The following is a 19,690-nucleotide window of genomic DNA, read 5'->3' as shown; positions in this document are numbered from 1 at the left end:
CGGCAATGTAACAAATATAGCGGTCAGCTGGCCAGGCGGTGCAGCCACTCCCGCAGCAGCAGGCGTTCGGTCGGGGTCAAGGCGCGGTCGTCGTCCTCGAGCGCGGTCGACAAAGCGACCGCGAGGGCGCTCACGGACGTTCCTTCGGCGGGGCGGTCGGCGAGCAGTCCGGCCAGGACCGATTCCCTCACCTGCGCGGACATCGCCAGGTCCCGGCTTTCCTCAGGCTGGGCGATCAGGCTGAGCGTCACGCCGCTGTTGGCCGCCGCGAGCTGCCGTGCGGCCTCCGCCGGCTCGACGCGCAGGCGGCCGTCGCGCGCCAGCGGCGTGAAGAGTTCCAGCAGCATCGCCTCGGCGCTCGACGTGAGGTTGCACGGGGCGCCCGGCTCGATCTGGCCGTAGAGCAGCACGTAGAACGCGGGGTGCTCCAAGCCGTACTCGACGTGCCGGTCCCAGCCCGCGCGGATCCGGTCCACCGGGTCGCCGCCCGGCTCCGGAGCCTGGACGTACTGGGTGAAGCCGTAGTTGACGACCGCGTCGAGCAGGCCCTGCTTGCTGCCGAAGTGGTGGTACAGCGTGGGGGCCTGGACGCCGGCGCGCTCGCAGATCGCCCGTGTCGACACCGGCCCGTCGCCGGCTTCGTGCAGGAGCTGGCCGGCGGCCATGAGCAGGCGGTCGCGAGTGCTGGTGGCGTTGCTCGATCGTCCGGCCATGTAGCAATTGTAACGCCAGCTTGTAACGCGGCACTTTCACGTGAAAGTGCCCCTTCGGCGGGGTTCAGCGAAGGCGGAGCTGGACCCGCCGGAGCGCGGCGAAGGCGGCCAGCACGCCTGAGTCCGTCGTCGCCGCGGCCGGGCGGACCGACCGGTAGCCGTCCAGGAGCGCCTCCTTCAGCTCTTCGCGGTGGGCCAGGTGCGCGAGGGCGGCGCAGGCGACGGCGAGGTCGTAGGCGTAGTGCCCGTACCCGCAGTCGTCGAAGTCGATCGCGTGCACGCGGCCGCGGTGCAGCAGGTAGTTGTCCTGGTGCAGGTCGCCGTGCACCAGGCCGAAGACGTCGGAGCCGAAGCCCAGCTCGGCCCGCACCGCGCGCACGCGCGCCACCGCCTTGCGGATCCGTTCGTCACCGCCGGCCGCCGTGACGGCCCGGTCGACGACCGTCGTGGAGAAGCCGTCCACCTGCGTTCGGCCGAACTCGGTCAGGTCGTCGACGCGGCGGCGGTCGAGCCCGTTCATCCGCGCGCCGTGCAGGTGCAGCCGCGCGGTGAACTCGCCCACCGCGTACAGCTGCGGCGCGCTGAGCCGCTCGTCGACGAACCGGCCCTCGACCCAGTGGCAGAGCACGCAGGTGCGCGGCTCGGGCACGGCCGGGTCGGCGACCACGGTGACCAGGTCCCGCGCGCGCGTCGGCACCGGCTGCGGGACGACGAGGTCGGTTTCGCGGCGCAGGGTGGCCAGCCAGGCCATCTCGGCCCGGACCTGCGCGACGCCGGGGCCGTCCGGCCGCTGCACCCGCAGCACGTACCGGTGGCCGTCGGCGCCGTCGACGCGGAACGACGTGTTGTGCCCGTGGGCCAGCGGGGTCAGGCGAGCCACCGGCACGGCGTAGGCCGTCAAAGCCGCTTCGGCGAGCCGGCGCAGCCGCCGGGTGCGACCGGCGCGGTCGAGCTCCGCGAACGGCCGGCTGTTCGCCTGGAAGTCGGCCATCGCCCAGGTGCTCAGCTGATCGACCGTTCCGGCTCGCGGGCGTGCGAGACCAGCTCGATGGTCGGCGTCGTGTGCCGCCCGCCGCCGAGCCGCTCCACGCCGCGCAGTCCCTCGACCAGCCGCTCGACTTCGGTGTCCGGCCGCACCCCGAAGCGCATGAACTGGCTGGTCATGCCGATCTTGTTGCCGCACTGGCGCACCAGCAGGTGGTGCTCGGCGAGCAGGTAGTCGCACAGCTCGGCGCCGTCGACCGACGCGGGCAGCTTGACGAGCAGGAAGTTCGCCTGCGAGGGGAAGACCGTCAGCTCCGGGAACTGCCCGAGCTGCGACTGCATCATGAACCGGTCGAGCGCGAGCTTCTTGAGGCTGTCCTCGTACTCCGCGCGGCGCTCGGCGAGCATGAAGATGACGGTCTCGGCGAGCGAGTTCAGGTTCCACTTCGGCAGCGCGGCCGACAGCTTGCGGGTCAGCGCCGGGTTCGAGACCTGGTAGCCGAACCGGATCCCGTGCAGCCCGAAGTTCTTGCCGAGGCTCTTCAGCACGATCACGTTCGGCCGGACGACGGCTTCGGCGGCCACCGACGGGTTCCGCTCGACCTCGACGAAGTCGATGAACGACTCGTCGATCACCACCAGGTCGAGGTCCTCGAGGGCGTCCATGAACCGGATCACCTCGCGGCGCGGCAGGTACCCGCCGTCGGGGTTGTTCGGGTTGCACAGCACCGCGACCCGGGAGCCGCGCCGCTTGATGAACTCGATGTACTCGTCCACCCGCAGCTCGAAGTTGTCGGCCTCCTTGAGCAGAAACATGTCGACGCGCTTGCCGGTCTCCATCGGCTGGTCGGTCCACCGGCCGAACGTCGGGATCGGCACGGCGACGCTGGAATCGACCAGCAGCTGGTCGATCCAGGTGATCAGCTCGGTCGAGCCGTTGGCCAGCGAGATCGTCGACGGGTTGAGCCGCAGCACGCTCGCCAACTGCGCGGTGATCGCGGCGGAGTCACTCGGGTAGAACTTGAGGATCGTGCGGAGGTTCCGTTCGAGCTCGCCGAACATCTCGTCGGTCGGGAAGTACGGGTTGCACGGGATGCAGAAGTCCGCGAGGTCGTCGGCGTGCTGGCCCATCGCCCTCGCCACGGAGAAGAACGACGGGCTGTGGGCCTTGTTCTGCTGGAAAAGGCCGTGGGTGGTGGTCATACCATGCCGCACGCGTGTTCTCCGTCCGCCGCATTACCGGCCCCTTGCCTTCCCGTTGAGGACACGTGCGAATCGGACGGCCGGTTCAATGCCGGACAACGCGTGTATTCCGGTGCCCGCCAGTACGGCCGCGGCCAAGGCGGACAGGAGCATGAGCGGCAGCGGCGCGGCCAGCGGGTCGATGCCGGTGAAGGACTCGACGCCGATGACGGCGGTGAGCACGGCGTCGGCGGCGACGGCCGTCTGGACGACCCGCAGCCGGTGCGCTTCGGAATGACCGGTGAAGCGCAGGATCCAGGCCAGCGCGGGCAGCACCAGGATCGCGTGCATGGCGACCGCGTGCAGCGGCTTGAGAGCGCCGGCCGTCGTGTAGGCCAGCTGGGGATCGCCGCCGCGGGCCGCGACGACCCCGCGGCCGATCATCACCGCACCGGTGGCCAGCGCGACCAGCAGCACGACCAGGCCGGCGCGGACGGCCAGGCGCAGACTCGGTGCGGCCGGGCCCGGTTCGACGAGCGCGGTGGCCGTGAAGCCGATGACGGTCAGGACGAGCACGCCGCCGCCCGCGGCCAGCGTCATCGAGACGAAGCTGTCGAACGACGTCTCGAAGTCGAAGTGCGACGGCACCCCGCGCCACACCTGCATGGTGACCAGCGCGACCTCGGCGACGCTCGCCACGGTGAACGCGCCGAGCAGGACGTTGCGCAGCCGGGGCCGCATGGTGAGGAACGACGACGCCCAGGCGACCGACGCGAGCGTCAACCCGAACGACAGGCCGAAGGTGACGGCCTTGCGCATCGACAGCGGGCCCAGCCACGAGCCGCCGGTGGCGATGAGCACGAGAGCGTGCGCGATGCCGCTGAGGAACAGGGCCGCGCCGACGGCGTAGGCGATGCGCTCGGCTCGTCGACCGTGGGACCGGATCCGGGTCAATGTGTTCATACCGTGGAGTCTCGCGCCGCGGCCTGGGGCGTCGCGTCGGCCCGGTGGCGGCACCGCGACGTACGACGACGGGCGTACGGCAATCGGCGAGTATGTCGAAAAAGCGCCGGTAAAGGAATTCCCTGGTTCTTGACGGAATATTAACGAAAGGCGTGTCCGGTGCCACTCGCCAGGCGGATGCGGTGCGGGCGTGAGCGTTCTACTCTGCAAACATGTACATCGCACTGCTGACCTATACAGCGCCCGAAACAGAAGTCGACTACGCGCTGCCCGACCATTCGGACTGGTTGCGCAAACAATTCACGAAGGGACTCTTCCTCGTTTCCGGAAAGGGCAACGGCGCGGCCGACCAGGTGATCCTCACGCGCCCGGTGCTGCGCGGCAAGCTCGACGCCGTGCTCGCCAGCGACCCGTTCGTGGTCCAGCGGCTCGCTCGCTACGACGTCATCGAGTTCACCGCCACGCGCACCTGCCAGGAGCTGCTGGCGATCAACGAGGCCATCGCCTCCTGAGGAGCGGTTCTCCGGTTCTCCGGATGTCACAGCCGTCAAGGGTCGGGTGGCCCGGCGACGATGCCCCGCCACCTGATGGCGAAGAACGCTCACCCGCCGGCCCTCGCTTATGATCGCGAAGGACGTCCAGCAGGGAGAGTGCGATGAAGACCCCCGACCTCGTGTTCCGAGGCCGCCGGTTGAGCAGTGACCGCGCGCTGGTGCTGGCCGCGGTCGAATCGCTCCCCGCGGCCCGCTCTGCCGTCGCCGAGGGCGCCGATCTCGTGAGTTTCGCCGGCGCGGGCGCCGAATCCCTGGTCGAGCAGGCGCGGGAGACTTTTCCCGGCCTCGTCATCGGGGTGGACACCGCGGACCCGTCGGTCGCCGCGGCCTGCTGCGAAGCGGGCGCCGACCTGATCGTGGCGCGCACGGACCTGGCCGACGTCGCCGCCCGGTACGACGCGGGGTACGCGGCTCCTGCGATCCCTTCCGTGACCGGTCTGTCCGTTGTCGTGGACATCGGGGAGTTCGGAGCGCCGATGCCATCCGGCGAGGTGCCCGTGCTGGCTTCGGTGGCCGGCGACGGAACGCCCGGCGGGCTGGCGCGGGCCGCTCTCGCGGCATCGGCCGGGGTGGCGATCATCCGCACGAAGCACGCCCGCCAGGTCCGCCACGTGGCCGAGATGGCGGCGAGCATCGCGGGCACCCGGCCGCCGGCGAAGGCGGTCCGATGGGAGTGATCCGTGAGGTCTGGCCGTCCGCGCGCGACCTCGCCGAGAGCGACCTCGAGCAGCTCTACAGCTACCCGGCGAACCCTCGCTGGCTGGCGGTGAACTTCGTGTCGAGCACGGACGGCGCGATCGCGGTCGAAGGCCGTTCGGGGGCGCTGTCGACCCCGGCGGACCGGATCGTCTACCGGCTCGGCAACGACCTGGCGGACGTCGTCCTGGTGGGCGCGGGCACAGCCATGGCGGAAGGTTTCGAGGGAATGCGCCCCGACGCCGCCACGGCCGACCGCCGCCGCCGGTTCGGCCTGGCCCCGATCGCCCCGGTGGCGGTGGTGACGACGGGCCGTTCCCTGCCGGCGGACGCCCCGGTGCTCACCAAGGCGGCGGTTCCGACGCTGGTCTTCACGTCCTCGGCCGCGCCCCCGGCGTTGCGCGAGGCGTGGGCGGCTCACGGTGCCCGGGTGTTCGTGCTGGGGGAGCTGGAGGTGCCGGCCGAGCGCGTGGTGTCGACGCTGGTGGCGGAGGGGCTGGGCCGCATCGATTGCGAGGGCGGGCCTCGGCTGTTCGGCTCGTTGATCGAGGCGGGGTTGGTCGACGAGTTCCGGCTGACGGTGGCGCCGTTCCTGGTGGCGGGAACGTCGAGCCGGGCATCCCTTGGCGCGGCGGTCGATCCGGCGGAGCTGGAGCTGGCTTCCGTGCTCACCGACGGCGCCAGCGTGCTGCTGAGGTACCTGGCGCATCGCTAGTTTTGTCGGTCCCTTCCGGTAATGTGGAATTCGGGGGCTCCCTGGCCGGATTTCCCTTGTGCCACAAAGAAAATCGCTGCTCGAAGGGTTGTCGGAGTTCACCCGTTCCAGCGATGACGTTCGCACACCTGTTCGGGTAGCGTCGAAGGCATGACCACGACCCGAAGACCTCCGCGGCACCGCAATCCGGTGCTGCGCCAAGGAAAGTCCCTATCGATCGAGCAACCGCCGGAAGTGGTCCGGCAGCGGCAGTTCCCGAGCCTCCGCCCGCGTCAGCCAGGCGAAGTCGTCGTGCTCCTCCGGATTGAGCACGACCTCGCCCCCGCCCTCTTCTTCCACCGTGTAAACGAAAGCGTGGATGCGCAAGGGTTGCCCCGCCACATCCGGCCACGCGTCGCGCGCCAGCTCGTCCGCGACGCGGACCGTCAACCCGGTCTCCTCCGCCGCTTCGCGCGTCGCTGTGTCCTCGAAGCGCTCGCCTGGCTCGGCCGTGCCGCCGGGCAGCTCCCACCGGCCCGCGAGGAAGACATCGGGCGCGCGGCGGAGGAACAGCACCCGGTCGCCGCGGGCGATCCAGCAGTAGGCCAAGTGCTTGTGCGCGATCTCCGTCATGCGCGCGATTCTCGCTCAGTTCGTCTTCGACGTCGGCAGGTGGGCGCCGAGGTACCCGACGTACACCGTGCCCGTCCGGTCGGTGTCGTCGAGGAAGTGCAGGCGCGGTGCCGGCGACTTGAAGCGCTCCAGGGCGATGTGTGCGCCGAAGTAGTCGCGGCCCGTCGGGTTGGTCCGGGGATCGACGCGGAACGTGCGGGCCTGGCGCAGCCGCTCGTTCGTGGTCACCGTGTCCGACTCGGCCAGCGCGATGATGTTCGCGCTGATCAGCGAACCCGGCTGGCCGGTGCGGGCGAACGCGAGCACGTCCGACAGCTCGGGGCCCGGATCCTGGCCCGCGTCGAGCAAGGACGTCCGGGCGCCCGCGTAGGCGTCGAGGGTGCGCAGCGCGTCCCAGGCCTTGCGGCGCCAGGCGGCGGCCTTGGGGTGGTGGTCGAGGATCGCGGCCGGCGCCGGTTCGGCCGTGATCGCCAGGTGTTTGAGCGAGGACTCCGCGGCGCCGATCAGCTCGGCGAAGCTGGGGAAGTCCTCGGGCGGGCGTTCGGCGGCGGCGACCTCGTCGTCGGCGTCGTGGTGGCGGGCAAGCCGGCCCGCCAGCAGGCCGTTGACCCGCCTGAGCTCGTCGCGCTCGGCCTCCGTCTCCTCGAACGCCCGCGCATAGTCGTCCACCTCCGCCTGGAGCTGCGCGAGCTGGTCGCGCAGGCAGGCGACGTCGGTGGCGCACGCGTCCTCGAGGCGGCGGCGCAGCGTCTTCACGTCGCAGGCGTGCCGGTCCCGTTCCTCGGCGTGGGTCTTGGCCTTCTTTCGCAGGATCGTGATCACGCCCCGCGCTTCGGCCAGCTCCCGCTCGGCGCGGCCGAGCTTTTCGACCAGCTCGGCGTCGGGCTCGCGCTCGGACGACGCGAACGGATCGGCCCCGTACCAGGTCCGCACGCTCGGCACGTCCGCCCACTCCTCGGGCAGGGGCGTCCGGCCGCGGGTCTGGATGAGCCGGGTGATCGCGCCTTCGAGCGCCTCGCCGGACACCGGGCTCTCGCTGACGACGACATCGGGGAGCTGGTCGCACGGCGGCACGTACAGCCGTGCGCCCTGCGGCACCGCGCACCCGAGCGGCAGGTGCCGGTTGAGGGTGTGGCGGAAGCGGTCGTCGACGTCGAAGACGTTGACCATGCCGGGCCAGCCCTCGACCGGCACCGTCGGCGGCTCGGTGAGCACCAGCACCGCCGAAGACCGCCACGGCGCCACCAATGCCTCGCCCAGCAGGTCGGCGAGATGGTCGCATTCCTTGCGCGACCAGCCACGCATCGCCAGCACCGGCGTTTCGATCGGGATTTCGTCGCTGCCGCTGGCGCCCAGCTCCTCCAGCCCGATCCGCTGCGCCGGCGCTTCGTGGCAGCTGCGCCACGGTCGCGTGCACGCCGCGGCCAGCAACCACGTCACCCGGTCTTCGCCGGCGCGGTAGCACAGCGAAAGCAATACCTGAACGGAGTAGCGGCCTTCGCTGCCTTCGTACGCGAACTTGAGATCGCACCGGCGCGAACCGCCGTCGTCGGACGAACCGAGATCGGTCACCGTGTAGTCGTCGTGCTGCCGCTGGCGGCTGATCAGCCTGCTGCGCAAGGCGTCCAGGGGGCGTTTCCCCTCGGTGGGGACCAGTCCGTGGTGCCAGATCCGGTGCACCCCCACAGGACTCAACTCCGTTCGCCGAGAACAGGACCTCAGCCGAACATAGCGGATCCTGTGATCGATCGAACGCGGGGCGTCACCCCGTGCGCGTCCAGAGGCAGAACGGGTGCCCGGCCGGATCGAAGCAGACACGGACGTTGTCCTGTGGCTGGAACGCGGCGACCACCGCGCCCGCCGCGGTCGCCGCCGCTGTTGCCTCCTGCAGGTCGTCGACTTCGATGTCGAGGTGCAGCTGCATCTGCTGAGCACCGTCAGCCGGCGGCCACACCGGCGGGACGTGCCCGGTCTCCAGCTGGAACGACAGCCCCGCGCTGCCGTCGTCCGGGCGCAGCGTCACCCACTCCGGTTCGTCGGTGCGGATCGGCCAGCCGAGGAGCTTCGAGTAGAACTCGGCGAGCGCGCGAGGGTCCGGCGTACCGAGCACGGTGGAGGTCAGCTTCATGATCGGACTGATACCCACGCGGCGGGTTCTCTACCGCGGTCCGGAGGTGCCGTTGTCGAAGTAGGCGATCGGCGGGGCGATCTGCCCCACGACGTCGTCGCGAACACCGCCGCGCCCGGCAACGCGAGCAGCGCGGTGATCACGGCCGATCCGGGCGTGACCCGGCCGGGGCGGGCCGTGGTGGGATTCCGCGGCTTCGCGCTCCGGTTGCCCCATGGCCGGGGAACATCCCGTCCGCGCGGTCGTACGTGACGGAATATCGCGGCATCTCGTGGCGTGGTTTCTGGTGCAGACGTCGCGATCACAGAGGAGCCGCCATGTCGTCCGAGCACGTCCAGGGGACCGTCGCCGACGGGTTCGAGTCCGTCCGGGAGGAGTTCGCCGCCGTCGCGGCCGAGGAAGGCGGTGACTACGCCGCCCAGCTCGTCGCGCACGTCGACGGCGAGCGGGTCGTCGACCTGTGGACCGGGCCCGTCATCACCGGCGACTCGCTGACCGGCGTGTTCTCCTCGACCAAGGGCGCCGCGCACCTGGTGGTCGCGCTGCTCGTCCAGGACGGCGTGCTCGACCTCGACCAGCGGGTCGCCCACTACTGGCCGGAGTTCGGCGCCGCGGGCAAGGGCGGGATCACCCTGCGGGACCTCCTGGCGCACCGCGCCGGCGTCGTGGGCGCCGACGGCGGGTTCACCGGCGAAGAGCTCGCGGACGACCGCGTCATCGCCGAGCGGCTCGCCCCGCAGCGGCCGTACTGGCGGCCCGGCACGGCGTTCGGCTACCACGCGCTGGTGATCGGCGCGCTGACCGGCGAGGTCGTCCGGCGCGTTACCGGCCGCAGCATCCAGGAGCACTACGAGGAGCGCGTCCGGAAGCCGTTCGGCCTGGACTTCTACCTGGGGCTGCCCGAGGAGCTGGAGCCGCGCTTCCTGACCACGCAGCCGATGCTGCCGACGCCGGAGCAGCAAGCGGAGCTGGAGGTGAACGCGACCGTGCCGGAGAGCCTCACCGGGATCGCTTTCAACCACAACCACCCGAAGGCGCCCGAGCTCTGGGAGCTGCCGAACCTCAAGCTGGTCCGGCAGCTGAGCCCGGCTTCGGTGGGCGGCGTCGCGTCGGCGCGCGGCCTGGCCGGCATGTACGCGGCGGCGATCAGCGGCCCGGGGCGGCTCCTACGTCCGGACACGGCGGCGGAATTCGCCCAGATCCACTCGATCGGCGACGACCTCGCCACCCTCAACCACAACGCGTTCGGCCTCGGTTTCGCGATCGTCTCGGACGAGTACCCGGTGCTGGGCCAGGGCGCCTTCGGCCACAGCGGCGCGGCCGGTTCCCAGGCCTTCGCCGACCCCCGCAGCGGCCTCGCGTACGGCTACAACCGCCGCCGCTTCGCCTTCCCTGGCGGAGCGGCCCCCGAGAACGCCCGTCTGATCCGAGCGGTCCACGCGGCGGCGACGGCCTAGCCGTCCACACGGGACATTCCGGCCCGCCCCGCCGGCTCGGTGATCACATTCCGTACCCGGAGCAACACGGGCGGGTCGGCGGTCTCTGACGTGCGGGAATGCACGTCCGTAGTGGACGTCGTTACAGCTTTCACTCGTTAGGACGTTCAGGTGGCGACATCGGCCCTGCTCACACGCATCAGGCTGACTTTGCGTAGCAAAAACTCTCCCGATCATTGCTCCGATGTGAAACTATTGGGCCGTTCGCGGGGAGAGGGCCTCGCGTCAGGGGGACTCACCGTCACGGCAGCGTCCCCGTGAAGATCCCCAGGGGAGAGGAGATCGACCATGTCGACGCCCACGGATGTCAAGCCGGACGAGACCCCGGAGCCGGTCGAGAAGGCCGGCCCCGTGGTCCCGCATCCGGAGCCCGACGAGTTCGGCTGGGTGCACATCGACCACGACCACCTGAAGGATGGGCCGGTCGTGACGCCGAACTGCGCACCGCCGTGCTACCAGAAGGTCAACTGAGCTTCACCAAGCTGTGACTGCCCGCCTGCCGATCTTTGACCGGTAGGCGGGCTCCGTTCTGCTTTCGCCTGTGCTGTCATAGGAGAGTGCCTGTGACAAAGCTGGACCCGTCCGAGACCATCGACAGGGTCCGCAAACTCCAGCAGACCGCTTCGGACGTCTCGTGCCTCGGGCGTTTTCACGAAGGTGTCCGTCTCCTCCGCAAGGGGATGGGCCTGCTGGACGCGATGTATCCGGTCGAATCCGAGTACCACACGGACTGGATGGTCACGCGGATCCGACTTTCCAGCACGCTCGTGGCACTGACGTCGGAGATCACCGGAGACTTCAAGGCCGGCCTGGCCGGACTGAACGACGTCCGCCTGCTGATCAACGGGGTGGTCGATCCGGTCGTGCGCGCCGAGCTGAGCGCAGCGCTGGAGCACAACTACGGGGCCCGGCTGATGAGTGTCGGCCGCAACGAGGAGAGCCTCGGGTACTTCGGGACGTCGATGGAGCATCGGCGGTACTGGCTCGACCACACGCCCGAACCCGAGCCTCGCATGGTCGGTCTGGTCCAGACCCTGGCTGCCCGAGGGTGGGTTCACACGAAGCTGGGCAACGTCGCTCAAGCTCGCGAGGATCTCAACCGCGCGATCGAGCTCGCCGAGAAGTTCGAGTTGCGCGCCGACGCGGCGGACGGGCGCCGGTTCCTCGGTACCCTGGCCCTGCGGACCGGCGACGTGCCGGAGGCGCTCCGCCTGTACGAGGTCAGCGAGCGCTCGTATCGGGCTCTCGATCTCGTCGTGCCGTCACAACTCAGGCTGGAGCAGGCCGAGGCACTGCTGGCCGCGGGCCTGGCGGGTGAGGCGGGGGAACACCTCGACGACCTCATGACGACGATGCAGTCGCAGCCGAGTGTCTCCCGCGAGCTGGCCTACATCGAGCTGCACCGCGCGGAGGCCGCGCTGATGGCGGACGATCTGGGGCTCGCCCGGCAGATGGCGGGCTCGGCCCGGCGCCGGATGCTCAAGGTGGGCTGTCAGACCTGTGTCGGGAACGCGAAGATCATCGGCCTGCAGGCGGACGTCCGAGAGGCTCTGCGGTCCGGCGAGATTCCGGCGGCATTGCCCCATCGGGCGATCCGGACCGCCGAGACGCTGCCCGTTCCCCGCCTGACCGAGCAAGCCGCCACCGCGCGCATGCTGGCCGTCCGGCTGGACATCCGCCGGGGCAACCTCAAGCGGGCCGTCGAAACCCTCCAGAAAGTCCCCCGACCCGGCCAGCTGACCCCCATCGACTACCGGATGCTCCGCCGGCTCTGCCGGGCCGAGCTCGCCGTTGCCCAAGGTGACCGGGCCAAGGCGCTCACCGAGATCCGGTCCGGGCTCACCGAACTCGACGCCGTCCGGGATCGGATGGGTGGGCTCGACCTCGTCTCCGGGACCGCTCTGCACGGGCAGGAGCTGGCCGATCTCGCCGTCAAGCTCGTGCTCGACCGCAACGATGCTCGGCGGCTGTTCGTCTGGCTCGAACGGACCCGCGCCCAGACCTACCGCTACGAACCGCTCTCCGCCGGGACCGATCCGGAGCTCGCCGCGCGCGTGGCCGAGGTGCGGGGGCTCGGGCAGGCCATCCAGGAAGCCCAGCACGACGGGCACCCCATCGCCGGGCTGCGGGCGAAGTACAACGAACGGCTGCGGGAAGCCCAGCGGCTCGGCTGGCACACCGGGCGGTGGGGCCGGCCGCGGCCGGTTGCCGGGCTCGCCGAGGTCGTCGCGCGGCTCGGTGAGCGGGCCATGGTCAGCTTTGCCGCTTCCGGGGACGAGCTCGTCGCCGTCGTCGTGGCCGGGGGTGAGTGCCGGCTCGTGCGGCTCGGGTCCGCCGAGGCCGCCGCCGAGTCCGCGCGCGTGCTCAACGTCGACCTCGATGCCCTTGCTCCCGACAACCTGCCCGAACGGCTGGCCGAGGTCGTCATGACTTCGGCGCACAAGCAGGCCGACAAGCTCGACACCCAGCTCATCCAGCCCCTGGCCGACAGCATCGGCGACCGCGAACTGATCGTCGTCCCGACCGGGCCGCTCTACGCCGTGCCGTGGGGCGTGCTGCCCGGCCTGCGGGGCCGGCCGACCGTCGTCGCGCCGTCGGCGACCGCCTGGCTCGCCGCCGAGCTGACGAAGTCGTCGCGGGCCCGCAAGATCGTGCTCGTCCGCGGGCCCGGGCTGGCCGGGGCCCGTGGTGAGCTCGAGAAGCTCACCACGCATTACCGCACCGCGACGACGATGACCGGTGCGAAGGCCACCGTGAAGTCCGTGCTGCGGGCGATGGACGGCGCCAAGCTCGCGCACTTCGCCGCGCACGGTGCGCACGAGCCGGAGAACGCGCTGTTCTCGCGGCTCGAGCTCGCCGACGGCGCCCTGTTCGGCCACGAGATGGCCGGGTTGAAACAACCGCCGCGGCAGGTCGTGTTCGCCGCGTGCGAGCTGGCCATGAACCGGATCCGGCCCGGCGACGAGGCCCTCGGCTTCGCCAGCGCGCTGCTGGCCAGCGGCTCCCGGACGGTGATCGCGCCGCTGTCCCGCGTCGGCGACCTCGCCTCGGCGGCCGCGATGGACGACTACTACCGGGCGCTGGCCGTCCGGGACAGCCCGGCGCTCGCTCTGGCCGACGCGATCGCCGTCGATCCGTTCCGGCGCCCGTTCGTCTGCCTCGGCGCCGGTTAGGACGACGCTCCCGCCGGCGGTGACCACACCAGCCGCGGGTCGGTCCGGACGAAGCTGCCGAGCAGCTGGTCGATCCGGGGCAGCGCGTCGAGGCGAGCCGGCCTTGGCGTTCTCCGTGACCTTGATCGCGACTGAGGAAAAGCCGAGTGGACCGGTCCGAATCGGCCTGGGCCGGCCACCCACGCCCGCTCTAGGCTGCCGGGCATGACCGGACTGCTCACCGAGCGCCTGCGGCAGGCCTCCGACAACGCCGTCGCCCTGTGGAGCACCCTCGCCCGGGCCCGCGGCGACCACGTCCTCGACCGCCCCGCCTTCACCGTGATCGACGGCCGCCGCTACCGGATCATGCTGCGGACCGCCGACCCCGGCGGTGACGCCGTGGACGAGCTGACCGGACTCGCCCGGGCGCGCCGGGACGAAGGGCGGGCCGTCGTCGTCGAAGACCCGTTCCGCGTGCTCGACCTGCGCACCCTCGGGATGACTGCCGGGCAGCTCCCGGTGATGGCCCGCGAGCCCGGCCCGGTCCCCGAACCCGACGGCGTCGAGCGCGCCGGAACACCGGCCGAGCTGGCCGCCGTCGAAGACCTCGTCGTCCACGGGTTCCCGCTGGAGGAATACCAGCCCTACCGGCCGGCCACCGTCCTCCCGCCGGAACTCCTCGGCCAGGGCACCGAGTTCTTCCGCAAGGGCACCCAGGGTGCCTGCGTGACCATGGCCCACGGCGGCGTCGGCGGCGTCTACTGGGTGACCACCCGGCCCGAACACCGCTCGAAGGGCGTCGGGCGCGCGCTGATGTACGCGGTGCTACGGCACTTCGGCGACCTGCCCGTCACGCTGTCCGCCTCGCGGTCCGGGCGGCCGCTCTACGAGAAGCTCGGTTTCGTCACTCTCGGCGACGCCGACTGGTGGCGTTGACAGGACCACCCACCGCCACCGCCACCCGCGTTCTGTAGTCGCCCAGTAGGGTGGCCCCGGACGCAGCCAGTCCGACCACGGCGAAGCGGAGCAGCTCTCGCGGCTCGGGCATGGTTCCTCCAGGTGACGCCGGACAGGGTGGAGGCTTTCGATGGCACGCACGGGCGGTGAGGGCGAACTCCCCTCGGTCGCCGAACTGGTGAACCTCTCGCAGACGAAGCCGTTGATGATCCGCGGTGAACTCGACGCGAAGCTCGCCGAAGAGGCAGCGGCCACCGAACCCGAACCCGCCCCTGATCCGCTGGCCGTGCTCGACGCCGAGCCGGCCGACGAAGCTGAAGACGGCCGGCCCCAGGACGCGCCGCCCGCCGACCGATCCCGCCGCGCGAAGCCGTTCATCCTCGCCGCGGGCGCGGCCGTCGGGCTCGGGCTGGCGGCCGTCGTGCTGCTCCAGCCGCACCAGGTGGGCGGGACGGCCGTGCCACCGCCCGGCGCACCCGCCCCGATCGTGCCGCCGCCCTCCAGTGAAGCCGTCGAGACCATGAGCGCCTCCGCCGTCGCGCCGCCGCTCACCGCCGAAGTCCGGCACACCACGGTCGAGACCACGAGCGCGCCCGCCGGGGCCGGACGCAAGCCCGCGCGGGCCGAGCCGACGCCGACCTCGGCGTCGCCGGAGGACCAGTGGCGCGAGTACGTCAGCTCGGTGATCAGCTCGTGGCAGCACCCCCGCGGCGGCCGGAACCGCTGATCGGCAGTTCGCCCTGACGTTGACTGCCGCTCACCTCTTGCGGGTATACGTGGGGGAATGCGTCGAACCGCGGTGGGGACTCTGGTCGTTGTCACGCTGCTCGCCACCGCGGCGCCCGGGGAGGCGGCCGGGCTGAGCCGGGACCCGGTGGCGGTGGTCTACGACCGGGACCACGCGCTGCACGTGGTCAACGGCGGCGTGACCGATGACGAGCTGACGCTGCGGACGCAGGCGCTGGCGTCGAGCGCGTGGACGTTCTTCCGGGGCACCTCGCCGCTCTACTACCGCGACCTCGGCGAACTGTCGCCCTCCGCGTACGCCACCGCCGGCGGCGACGTGTGGCTGACCGGCGACGCGCACCTGGAGAACACCGGCGCCGACCGCGGGGCCGACAACGTGGCGCAGTTCGCGCTCACCGACACCGACGACGCCTGGCGCGGGTCGTGGACGTGGGAACTGCGCCGCGAAGCCGTGTCGATCGTGCTCGCCGGCCGGGCCGGCGGCCGCAGCGCGAGCCGGATCGCCACCGACGTCGACACGTTCGTCGCCGAATACGCCCAGTGGATCGCGAAGTTCCACGGCACCGACGACGAAGCGAGCTGGCGGCTGACGTCCGGCAACACCTCGGACCTCGTCGGGGACCTGATCGACGACGCCGCCGGGGACAAGCGGGCCGACCTGCTCGCGAAGTGGACCACCGGCGGCCACTTCAAGTCCGACCCGCAGCTGCAGGCCGTGCCGGAGGCGACGCGCACCCAGCTGGCCGCCGCGATCGCCGCCTACCGGACCACCGCGGGCGAACCCCTGACGGCGGCCGAGGCTGTCGTCAAGGACGTCCGCCGCCGGACCGGCGCGGGCACCGGCAGCCTGGGCCGGTTCCGCTGGTACGTGCTCGTCGAGGGCGACACGGCCGCGGCGTCGGACGACCGGATCCTCGAGCTCAAGCAGGAGGTCGACCCGGCACCGAAGCCGCTCGCGCCGAACGCCACCACCCTCACCGGCGGGCAGCGCCCGGCCCTGGCCCTGCGCTGGCTCGCCAACCGGTCGGACCCGCTCGCCGGCTGGGCGAGCGTCGGCAGCACGCCGGTGCTGGTCAAGGAGAAGTCCCCGTTCGCCGAGGACCTCGAGATCGGCGACCTGACGACGTCGGCGATCTGGGACGACACCGTGCGGGACGTCGCCCGGCTCCTCGCCGCCGCGCACGCCCGCGCCGACCAGGACATCGCCGGGACCGGGCTCGGCTACTCGGCGGACGCGGCCATCGACGGGGCGATCACGTCCGTCTCCGGGCTGCAGGCCGAGACGCGGGCCTTCGCGACGAGTTACGCCGACCAGGTCACCCGCGACTGGCAGGCGTACGTCACCGCGAAGAACAGCGGCCGTCCTCTGTTCTGAGCGTCATCCGAACCGTTATCCACCACGTGTCACACCGGGGTGCTATAAAACGCTACCCCGGTGGGGCCGTTGCACGGCCGTAGGCGGCCACCGCCGGTGCCGCTAGGGTTGATCGTCTGGAAGAGCAGCCGAACGGGAGACGCCGGTGACCGCCGCGCTCGACTCATCGTGGGATCCCCGCACCCGCCTGCGGGTGCTGCTGATCGAGGACGACGACGGTGACGCCTTGCTGGTCGAAGAGATGCTGGCGGACACGGCCGTGCCGTACGTGCTCGAACGCGTCGAGACGCTGACCGCCGCGCTCAGCGGCCCGCTCACCGCCGACTGCGTCGTGCTGGACCTGCAGCTGCCCGACGCGATGGGCTTGGGCGGGCTGACCAAGCTCGGGCAGCACGCGCCGGGCGTCGCGGTGGTCGTCCTGACCGGGCAGCACGACCAGGCCACCGGCGTCGCCGCGGTCGCCGCCGGCGCGCAGGACTACCTCGTCAAGGACCAGGTCGACGGCCCGCTGCTGGTGAAGGCGCTGCGCTTCGCCCGCGAACGCAAGCGCGCCGAGCAGGTCGAGCAGCAGTTCCTCCAGCAGCAGCTGCTCGCGCGGGAGAACGCACGGCTCGAACGCGGCCTGCTGCCCAGCCCGCTGCTGCGCGACCCCCACCTCGACCTCGCCGCCCGCTACCGGCCCGGCCGCAACGGTTCCCTGCTCGGTGGCGACTTCTACGACGCGATCGAGCTCGCCGACGGCACGGTGCACATGATGATCGGCGACGTCTGCGGCCACGGCCCGGACGAGGCCGCGCTCGGCGTCGCGCTACGGATCGCGTGGCGCTCGCTCGTGATGGCCGGCCTGCCGATGGCCGACGTGCTGAGCATGGTCGAACGGGTACTGGTGCACGAGCGGATCGAGCCGCTGTTCGCCACCGTCTGCATGGTCGTCGTCGCGCCGGACCGAAGATCCCTGCGCCTGTCACTGGCCGGGCACCTGCCGCCGCTGCTGCTCACCCCCGGCGACGGGCACCTGCTCTCCGGGGAACGCCTCGGCGTCCCGCTCGGCGTCGTCGAGGGCGCCAAGTGGGACGCGCTGGAAGTGCCGCTGGAGCCGGGGTGGTCGCTGCTGCTGTACACCGACGGCGTGTTCGAGGGCCGCGTCGGCGCCGGGTCCGAACGGCTGGGCCACGAGCGGATGGCCGCACTGGTGCTCGACATCAAGCGCGACACCGGGATCCACGACCGGGCCCTGCTCGACGAGCTGATCGCCCGCGCCGAACGGCTCAACTCCGGCCCGCTCGACGACGACGTGGCGCTCGCCCTGCTCAGCCACGACCCGGAAGCCCACGACCCGGAAGCCGAGGCCGATGAGCGCTGAGTCACGAGGCTGGCCGACCCGCCGCTGGCTGGCCCTGCTGGCCGTCGCCGAGACCGTGCTGCTGCTCGTCGCGCTGGTCGCCGGCGGGATCGCGCTGAACAACCTCACCGGCGCCCGCAACCGCCTGCTCGACGTGATCGGGCCGCAGCGCCTGGCCGCGATCCAGCTGTCGACCGCGCTGCTGAACCAGGAAAGCGGGGTCCGCGGCTACCAGCTCGGCCGTCAGCCGGAGTTCCTGACGCCCTACACCGACGGCATGCGTGCGCAGGCCGACGCCGTCACGCAGTTGCGGCAGCTCGGTGCGGTCCCGGGCACGCAGATCGGCGACGACCTCGACGCCGTGGTGCGGACGGCCACCGCCTGGCAATCCTCGGCCGCGCCCACCATCGCCCCGGGCGCGCCGCCGGTCACCGCGGCCGAGGTCGAGCGCGGCCGGACGCTGTTCGTCGACGTCCGCAAGGCACTCGATGCCCAGCTCGACCACCTGGCCGCGATCCGCGATACCGGCCGGGCCGAGCTGAACGCGGCGGCGAGCTTCCTCAACGCGATGTTCGTGGTCGTCGCCGTGCTCGTCCTGCTGCTGTTCGCGCTGCTGTTCTTCGGCCTGCGGCAGATCATCACCCGGCCGATCCTGCGGCTGGCCGGCGAGGTCCGCCGGGTCGCCGACCAGGACATCCACCGCCCGGTGCACGGGAGCGGGCCGCGCGAGATCGCCCAGCTCGGCGCCGACGTCGAGGCGATGCGGCAGCGCATCCTCGACGAGGTCGCCGAGCTCGAGCAGGCACACGCCCTGCTGGACCGGCGCACGCGGGAGGCGGAGCAGTCCAACGCCATGCTGGACCGGCGGACGCGCGAGCTGGAGCGGTCCAACGCCGACCTGGAGCAGTTCGCCTACGTCGCTTCGCACGACCTGCAGGAACCGCTGCGGAAGGTGGCCAGCTTCTGCCAGCTGCTCCAGCGCCGCTACCAGGGCCTGCTCGACGAGCGCGGCGAGCAGTACATCGAGTACGCCGTCGACGGCGCGAAGCGGATGCAGGTGCTGATCAACGACCTGCTGGCGTTCTCGCGGGTCGGCCGGAACCCGGGCGAGCACGTCGTGACCGACGCGGGCGCGCTGGTCGACGACGCGGTCGCGAACCTGGAAGTCGCGCTCTCGCTCAGCGGCGGCAAGGTCGGCCGCGGCGACCTGCCGGAGGTGCGCGTCGAACCGGCGCTGGTGACGGCGGTGTTCCAGAACCTCATCGGCAACGCGCTGAAGTTCAAGGGCGAGTCGCCGCCGGAGGTGCGGGTCACCGCCGAGCGCGACGGCGACGACTGGGTGTTCTCCGTGGCGGACAACGGGATCGGCATCGACGCGGAGTACGCCGAACGCGTGTTCGCGCTGTTCCAGCGGCTGCACACGCGCTCCGCGTACCCGGGCACCGGGATCGGCCTGGCCCTGTGCCGCCGGATCGTCGAGTACCACGGCGGCCGGATCTGGCTCGACACCGAGGCCGCGGACACCACGTTCCGCTTCACCCTGCCGGGCCGCGATGCCCCGGCTCTCGAAGCTCCGGCCAACGATGAGGAGGGGGTCGCATGACCGAGGCGTCCGTCCCGATCGACATCCTGCTCGTCGAGGACGACCCCGGTGACGTGCTGATGACCCGGGAAGCGTTCGCGTACCACAAGATCCGCAACCCGCTGCACATCGCGGAGGACGGCGTCGAAGCGCTGCGGTTCCTGAAGCGCGAAGGGCCGTTCGCGCAGGCGCCGCGGCCGGGGCTGATCCTGCTCGACCTCAACCTGCCCCGCAAGGACGGCCGGGAACTGCTCGGCGAGATCAAGCAGGATCCCGGGCTCCGCACGATCCCGGTGGTCGTGCTGACCACGTCCGAAGCGGAGGAGGACATCCTGCGCAGCTACGAACTGCACGCCAACGCCTACGTCACCAAGCCGGTCGACTTCGAGAAGTTCGTCGAGGTGGTCCGGAAGATCGACGACTTCTGGGTCACGGTGGTGAAGCTCCCGCACCGGTAGCCGTTTGGCGGGGAGTGCGGCACGATGGGTGGCC

At 71.4% G+C, this 19,690-nt stretch carries 20 protein-coding genes; 12 read left to right on the top strand and 8 right to left on the bottom strand.

Going from position 1 to position 19,690, the window contains the following annotated elements:
- Positions 1-23: 23 nt before the first annotated feature.
- The 4 genes from ACLJQF_RS01830 to ACLJQF_RS01815 form a co-directional block, all read right to left on the bottom strand.
- Positions 24-713, bottom strand: coding sequence for a TetR/AcrR family transcriptional regulator (locus tag ACLJQF_RS01830; protein ID WP_410606419.1), 690 nt, complete (start codon positions 711-713; stop codon positions 24-26).
- A 64-nt stretch (positions 714-777) separates the two neighbouring features.
- Positions 778-1,704, bottom strand: coding sequence for a phosphotransferase enzyme family protein (locus ACLJQF_RS01825; RefSeq protein WP_410606418.1), 927 nt, complete (start codon positions 1,702-1,704; stop codon positions 778-780).
- Between the two features lie 11 nt (positions 1,705-1,715).
- A complete protein-coding gene (locus ACLJQF_RS01820; RefSeq protein ID WP_410606417.1) occupies positions 1,716-2,900 on the bottom strand; it encodes a pyridoxal phosphate-dependent aminotransferase in 1,185 nt (394 codons plus the stop codon).
- 33 nt (positions 2,901-2,933) lie between these two features.
- Positions 2,934-3,842, bottom strand: a complete 909-nt coding sequence (locus tag ACLJQF_RS01815; RefSeq protein ID WP_410606416.1) for a hypothetical protein — start codon at positions 3,840-3,842, stop codon at positions 2,934-2,936.
- Between the two features lie 212 nt (positions 3,843-4,054).
- Between ACLJQF_RS01815 and ACLJQF_RS01810 the strand changes: the two genes are divergently transcribed.
- The 3 genes from ACLJQF_RS01810 (at position 4,055) to ACLJQF_RS01800 (ending at position 5,807) form a co-directional block, all read left to right on the top strand.
- Entirely contained in the window at positions 4,055-4,354 is a 300-nt protein-coding gene (locus tag ACLJQF_RS01810; RefSeq protein WP_410606415.1) for a YciI family protein, read from the top strand.
- A gap of 143 nt (positions 4,355-4,497) precedes the next feature.
- Entirely contained in the window at positions 4,498-5,073 is a 576-nt protein-coding gene (locus tag ACLJQF_RS01805) for a dihydropteroate synthase (protein WP_410606414.1), read from the top strand.
- A complete protein-coding gene (locus tag ACLJQF_RS01800) occupies positions 5,070-5,807 on the top strand; it encodes a dihydrofolate reductase family protein (protein ID WP_410606812.1) in 738 nt (245 codons plus the stop codon). Before ACLJQF_RS01805 ends, ACLJQF_RS01800 begins: the two co-directional genes overlap by 4 nt.
- Before the next feature lie 210 nt (positions 5,808-6,017).
- On the opposite strand, the gene ACLJQF_RS01795 is transcribed toward ACLJQF_RS01800, so the two are convergent.
- The 4 genes from ACLJQF_RS01795 to ACLJQF_RS01780 form a co-directional block, all read right to left on the bottom strand.
- Positions 6,018-6,419, bottom strand: a complete 402-nt coding sequence (locus ACLJQF_RS01795) for an NUDIX hydrolase (protein WP_410606413.1) — start codon at positions 6,417-6,419, stop codon at positions 6,018-6,020.
- Positions 6,420-6,434: 15 nt separating this feature from the next.
- Complete coding sequence (locus ACLJQF_RS01790; protein WP_410606412.1) at positions 6,435-8,105, bottom strand: hypothetical protein; 1,671 nt, start codon at positions 8,103-8,105, stop codon at positions 6,435-6,437.
- A 76-nt stretch (positions 8,106-8,181) separates the two neighbouring features.
- Complete coding sequence (locus ACLJQF_RS01785; protein WP_410606411.1) at positions 8,182-8,547, bottom strand: VOC family protein; 366 nt, start codon at positions 8,545-8,547, stop codon at positions 8,182-8,184.
- A gap of 30 nt (positions 8,548-8,577) precedes the next feature.
- Complete coding sequence (locus ACLJQF_RS01780) at positions 8,578-8,763, bottom strand: hypothetical protein (protein ID WP_410606410.1); 186 nt, start codon at positions 8,761-8,763, stop codon at positions 8,578-8,580.
- A gap of 101 nt (positions 8,764-8,864) precedes the next feature.
- Between ACLJQF_RS01780 and ACLJQF_RS01775 the strand changes: the two genes are divergently transcribed.
- The 9 genes from ACLJQF_RS01775 (at position 8,865) to ACLJQF_RS01735 (ending at position 19,656) form a co-directional block, all read left to right on the top strand.
- Positions 8,865-10,004 carry a serine hydrolase domain-containing protein gene (locus ACLJQF_RS01775; protein WP_410606409.1) on the top strand — a complete coding sequence of 380 codons (1,140 nt, stop codon included), beginning with the start codon at positions 8,865-8,867 and terminating at the stop codon, positions 10,002-10,004.
- Positions 10,005-10,331: 327 nt separating this feature from the next.
- Positions 10,332-10,514: a hypothetical protein gene (locus tag ACLJQF_RS01770; protein WP_410606408.1), complete on the top strand. Its 183-nt coding sequence runs from the start codon at positions 10,332-10,334 to the stop codon at positions 10,512-10,514.
- A 92-nt stretch (positions 10,515-10,606) separates the two neighbouring features.
- Positions 10,607-13,216 (top strand): CHAT domain-containing protein, encoded by a 2,610-nt coding sequence (locus ACLJQF_RS01765; RefSeq protein ID WP_410606407.1) that lies wholly within the window; start codon positions 10,607-10,609, stop codon positions 13,214-13,216.
- Positions 13,217-13,420: 204 nt separating this feature from the next.
- Positions 13,421-14,131, top strand: a complete 711-nt coding sequence (locus ACLJQF_RS01760) for a GNAT family N-acetyltransferase (protein WP_410606406.1) — start codon at positions 13,421-13,423, stop codon at positions 14,129-14,131.
- 151 nt (positions 14,132-14,282) lie between these two features.
- The gene (locus ACLJQF_RS01755; RefSeq protein WP_410606405.1) at positions 14,283-14,879 is read left to right on the top strand and encodes a hypothetical protein; all 597 of its coding nucleotides are present in this window, start codon (positions 14,283-14,285) and stop codon (positions 14,877-14,879) included.
- Between the two features lie 57 nt (positions 14,880-14,936).
- A complete protein-coding gene (locus ACLJQF_RS01750) occupies positions 14,937-16,274 on the top strand; it encodes a DUF2252 family protein (protein ID WP_410606404.1) in 1,338 nt (445 codons plus the stop codon).
- Between the two features lie 145 nt (positions 16,275-16,419).
- Positions 16,420-17,637 (top strand): PP2C family protein-serine/threonine phosphatase, encoded by a 1,218-nt coding sequence (locus tag ACLJQF_RS01745; RefSeq protein WP_410606403.1) that lies wholly within the window; start codon positions 16,420-16,422, stop codon positions 17,635-17,637.
- The gene (locus ACLJQF_RS01740) at positions 17,627-19,219 is read left to right on the top strand and encodes a sensor histidine kinase (RefSeq protein ID WP_410606402.1); all 1,593 of its coding nucleotides are present in this window, start codon (positions 17,627-17,629) and stop codon (positions 19,217-19,219) included. The genes ACLJQF_RS01745 and ACLJQF_RS01740 overlap by 11 nt, the downstream gene beginning before the upstream one ends.
- Positions 19,216-19,656 carry a response regulator gene (locus ACLJQF_RS01735; protein ID WP_410606401.1) on the top strand — a complete coding sequence of 147 codons (441 nt, stop codon included), beginning with the start codon at positions 19,216-19,218 and terminating at the stop codon, positions 19,654-19,656. Before ACLJQF_RS01740 ends, ACLJQF_RS01735 begins: the two co-directional genes overlap by 4 nt.
- Positions 19,657-19,690: the final 34 nt, after the last annotated feature.

It is taken from the genome of Amycolatopsis sp. lyj-109 (assembly GCF_046548995.1).
In the GTDB taxonomy this organism is placed as follows: Bacteria; Actinomycetota; Actinomycetes; order Mycobacteriales; family Pseudonocardiaceae; genus Amycolatopsis.
The sequence above is the reverse complement of the archived record's forward strand: the minus strand, read 5'-3'. Positions and strand labels throughout refer to the sequence as shown.

Coding starts and splice junctions, on each gene's coding strand:
- ACLJQF_RS01830 (WP_410606419.1), bottom strand. CDS start 713: ATGGCCGGACGATCGAGCAACGCCACCAGCACTCGCGACCGCCTGCTC.
- ACLJQF_RS01825 (WP_410606418.1), bottom strand. CDS start 1,704: ATGGCCGACTTCCAGGCGAACAGCCGGCCGTTCGCGGAGCTCGACCGC.
- ACLJQF_RS01820 (WP_410606417.1), bottom strand. CDS start 2,900: ATGACCACCACCCACGGCCTTTTCCAGCAGAACAAGGCCCACAGCCCG.
- ACLJQF_RS01815 (WP_410606416.1), bottom strand. CDS start 3,842: ATGAACACATTGACCCGGATCCGGTCCCACGGTCGACGAGCCGAGCGC.
- ACLJQF_RS01810 (WP_410606415.1), top strand. CDS start 4,055: ATGTACATCGCACTGCTGACCTATACAGCGCCCGAAACAGAAGTCGAC.
- ACLJQF_RS01805 (WP_410606414.1), top strand. CDS start 4,498: ATGAAGACCCCCGACCTCGTGTTCCGAGGCCGCCGGTTGAGCAGTGAC.
- ACLJQF_RS01795 (WP_410606413.1), bottom strand. CDS start 6,419: ATGACGGAGATCGCGCACAAGCACTTGGCCTACTGCTGGATCGCCCGC.
- ACLJQF_RS01785 (WP_410606411.1), bottom strand. CDS start 8,547: ATGAAGCTGACCTCCACCGTGCTCGGTACGCCGGACCCTCGCGCGCTC.
- ACLJQF_RS01780 (WP_410606410.1), bottom strand. CDS start 8,763: ATGGGGCAACCGGAGCGCGAAGCCGCGGAATCCCACCACGGCCCGCCC.
- ACLJQF_RS01775 (WP_410606409.1), top strand. CDS start 8,865: ATGTCGTCCGAGCACGTCCAGGGGACCGTCGCCGACGGGTTCGAGTCC.
- ACLJQF_RS01770 (WP_410606408.1), top strand. CDS start 10,332: ATGTCGACGCCCACGGATGTCAAGCCGGACGAGACCCCGGAGCCGGTC.
- ACLJQF_RS01760 (WP_410606406.1), top strand. CDS start 13,421: ATGACCGGACTGCTCACCGAGCGCCTGCGGCAGGCCTCCGACAACGCC.
- ACLJQF_RS01755 (WP_410606405.1), top strand. CDS start 14,283: ATGGCACGCACGGGCGGTGAGGGCGAACTCCCCTCGGTCGCCGAACTG.
- ACLJQF_RS01750 (WP_410606404.1), top strand. CDS start 14,937: ATGCGTCGAACCGCGGTGGGGACTCTGGTCGTTGTCACGCTGCTCGCC.
- ACLJQF_RS01740 (WP_410606402.1), top strand. CDS start 17,627: ATGAGCGCTGAGTCACGAGGCTGGCCGACCCGCCGCTGGCTGGCCCTG.
- ACLJQF_RS01735 (WP_410606401.1), top strand. CDS start 19,216: ATGACCGAGGCGTCCGTCCCGATCGACATCCTGCTCGTCGAGGACGAC.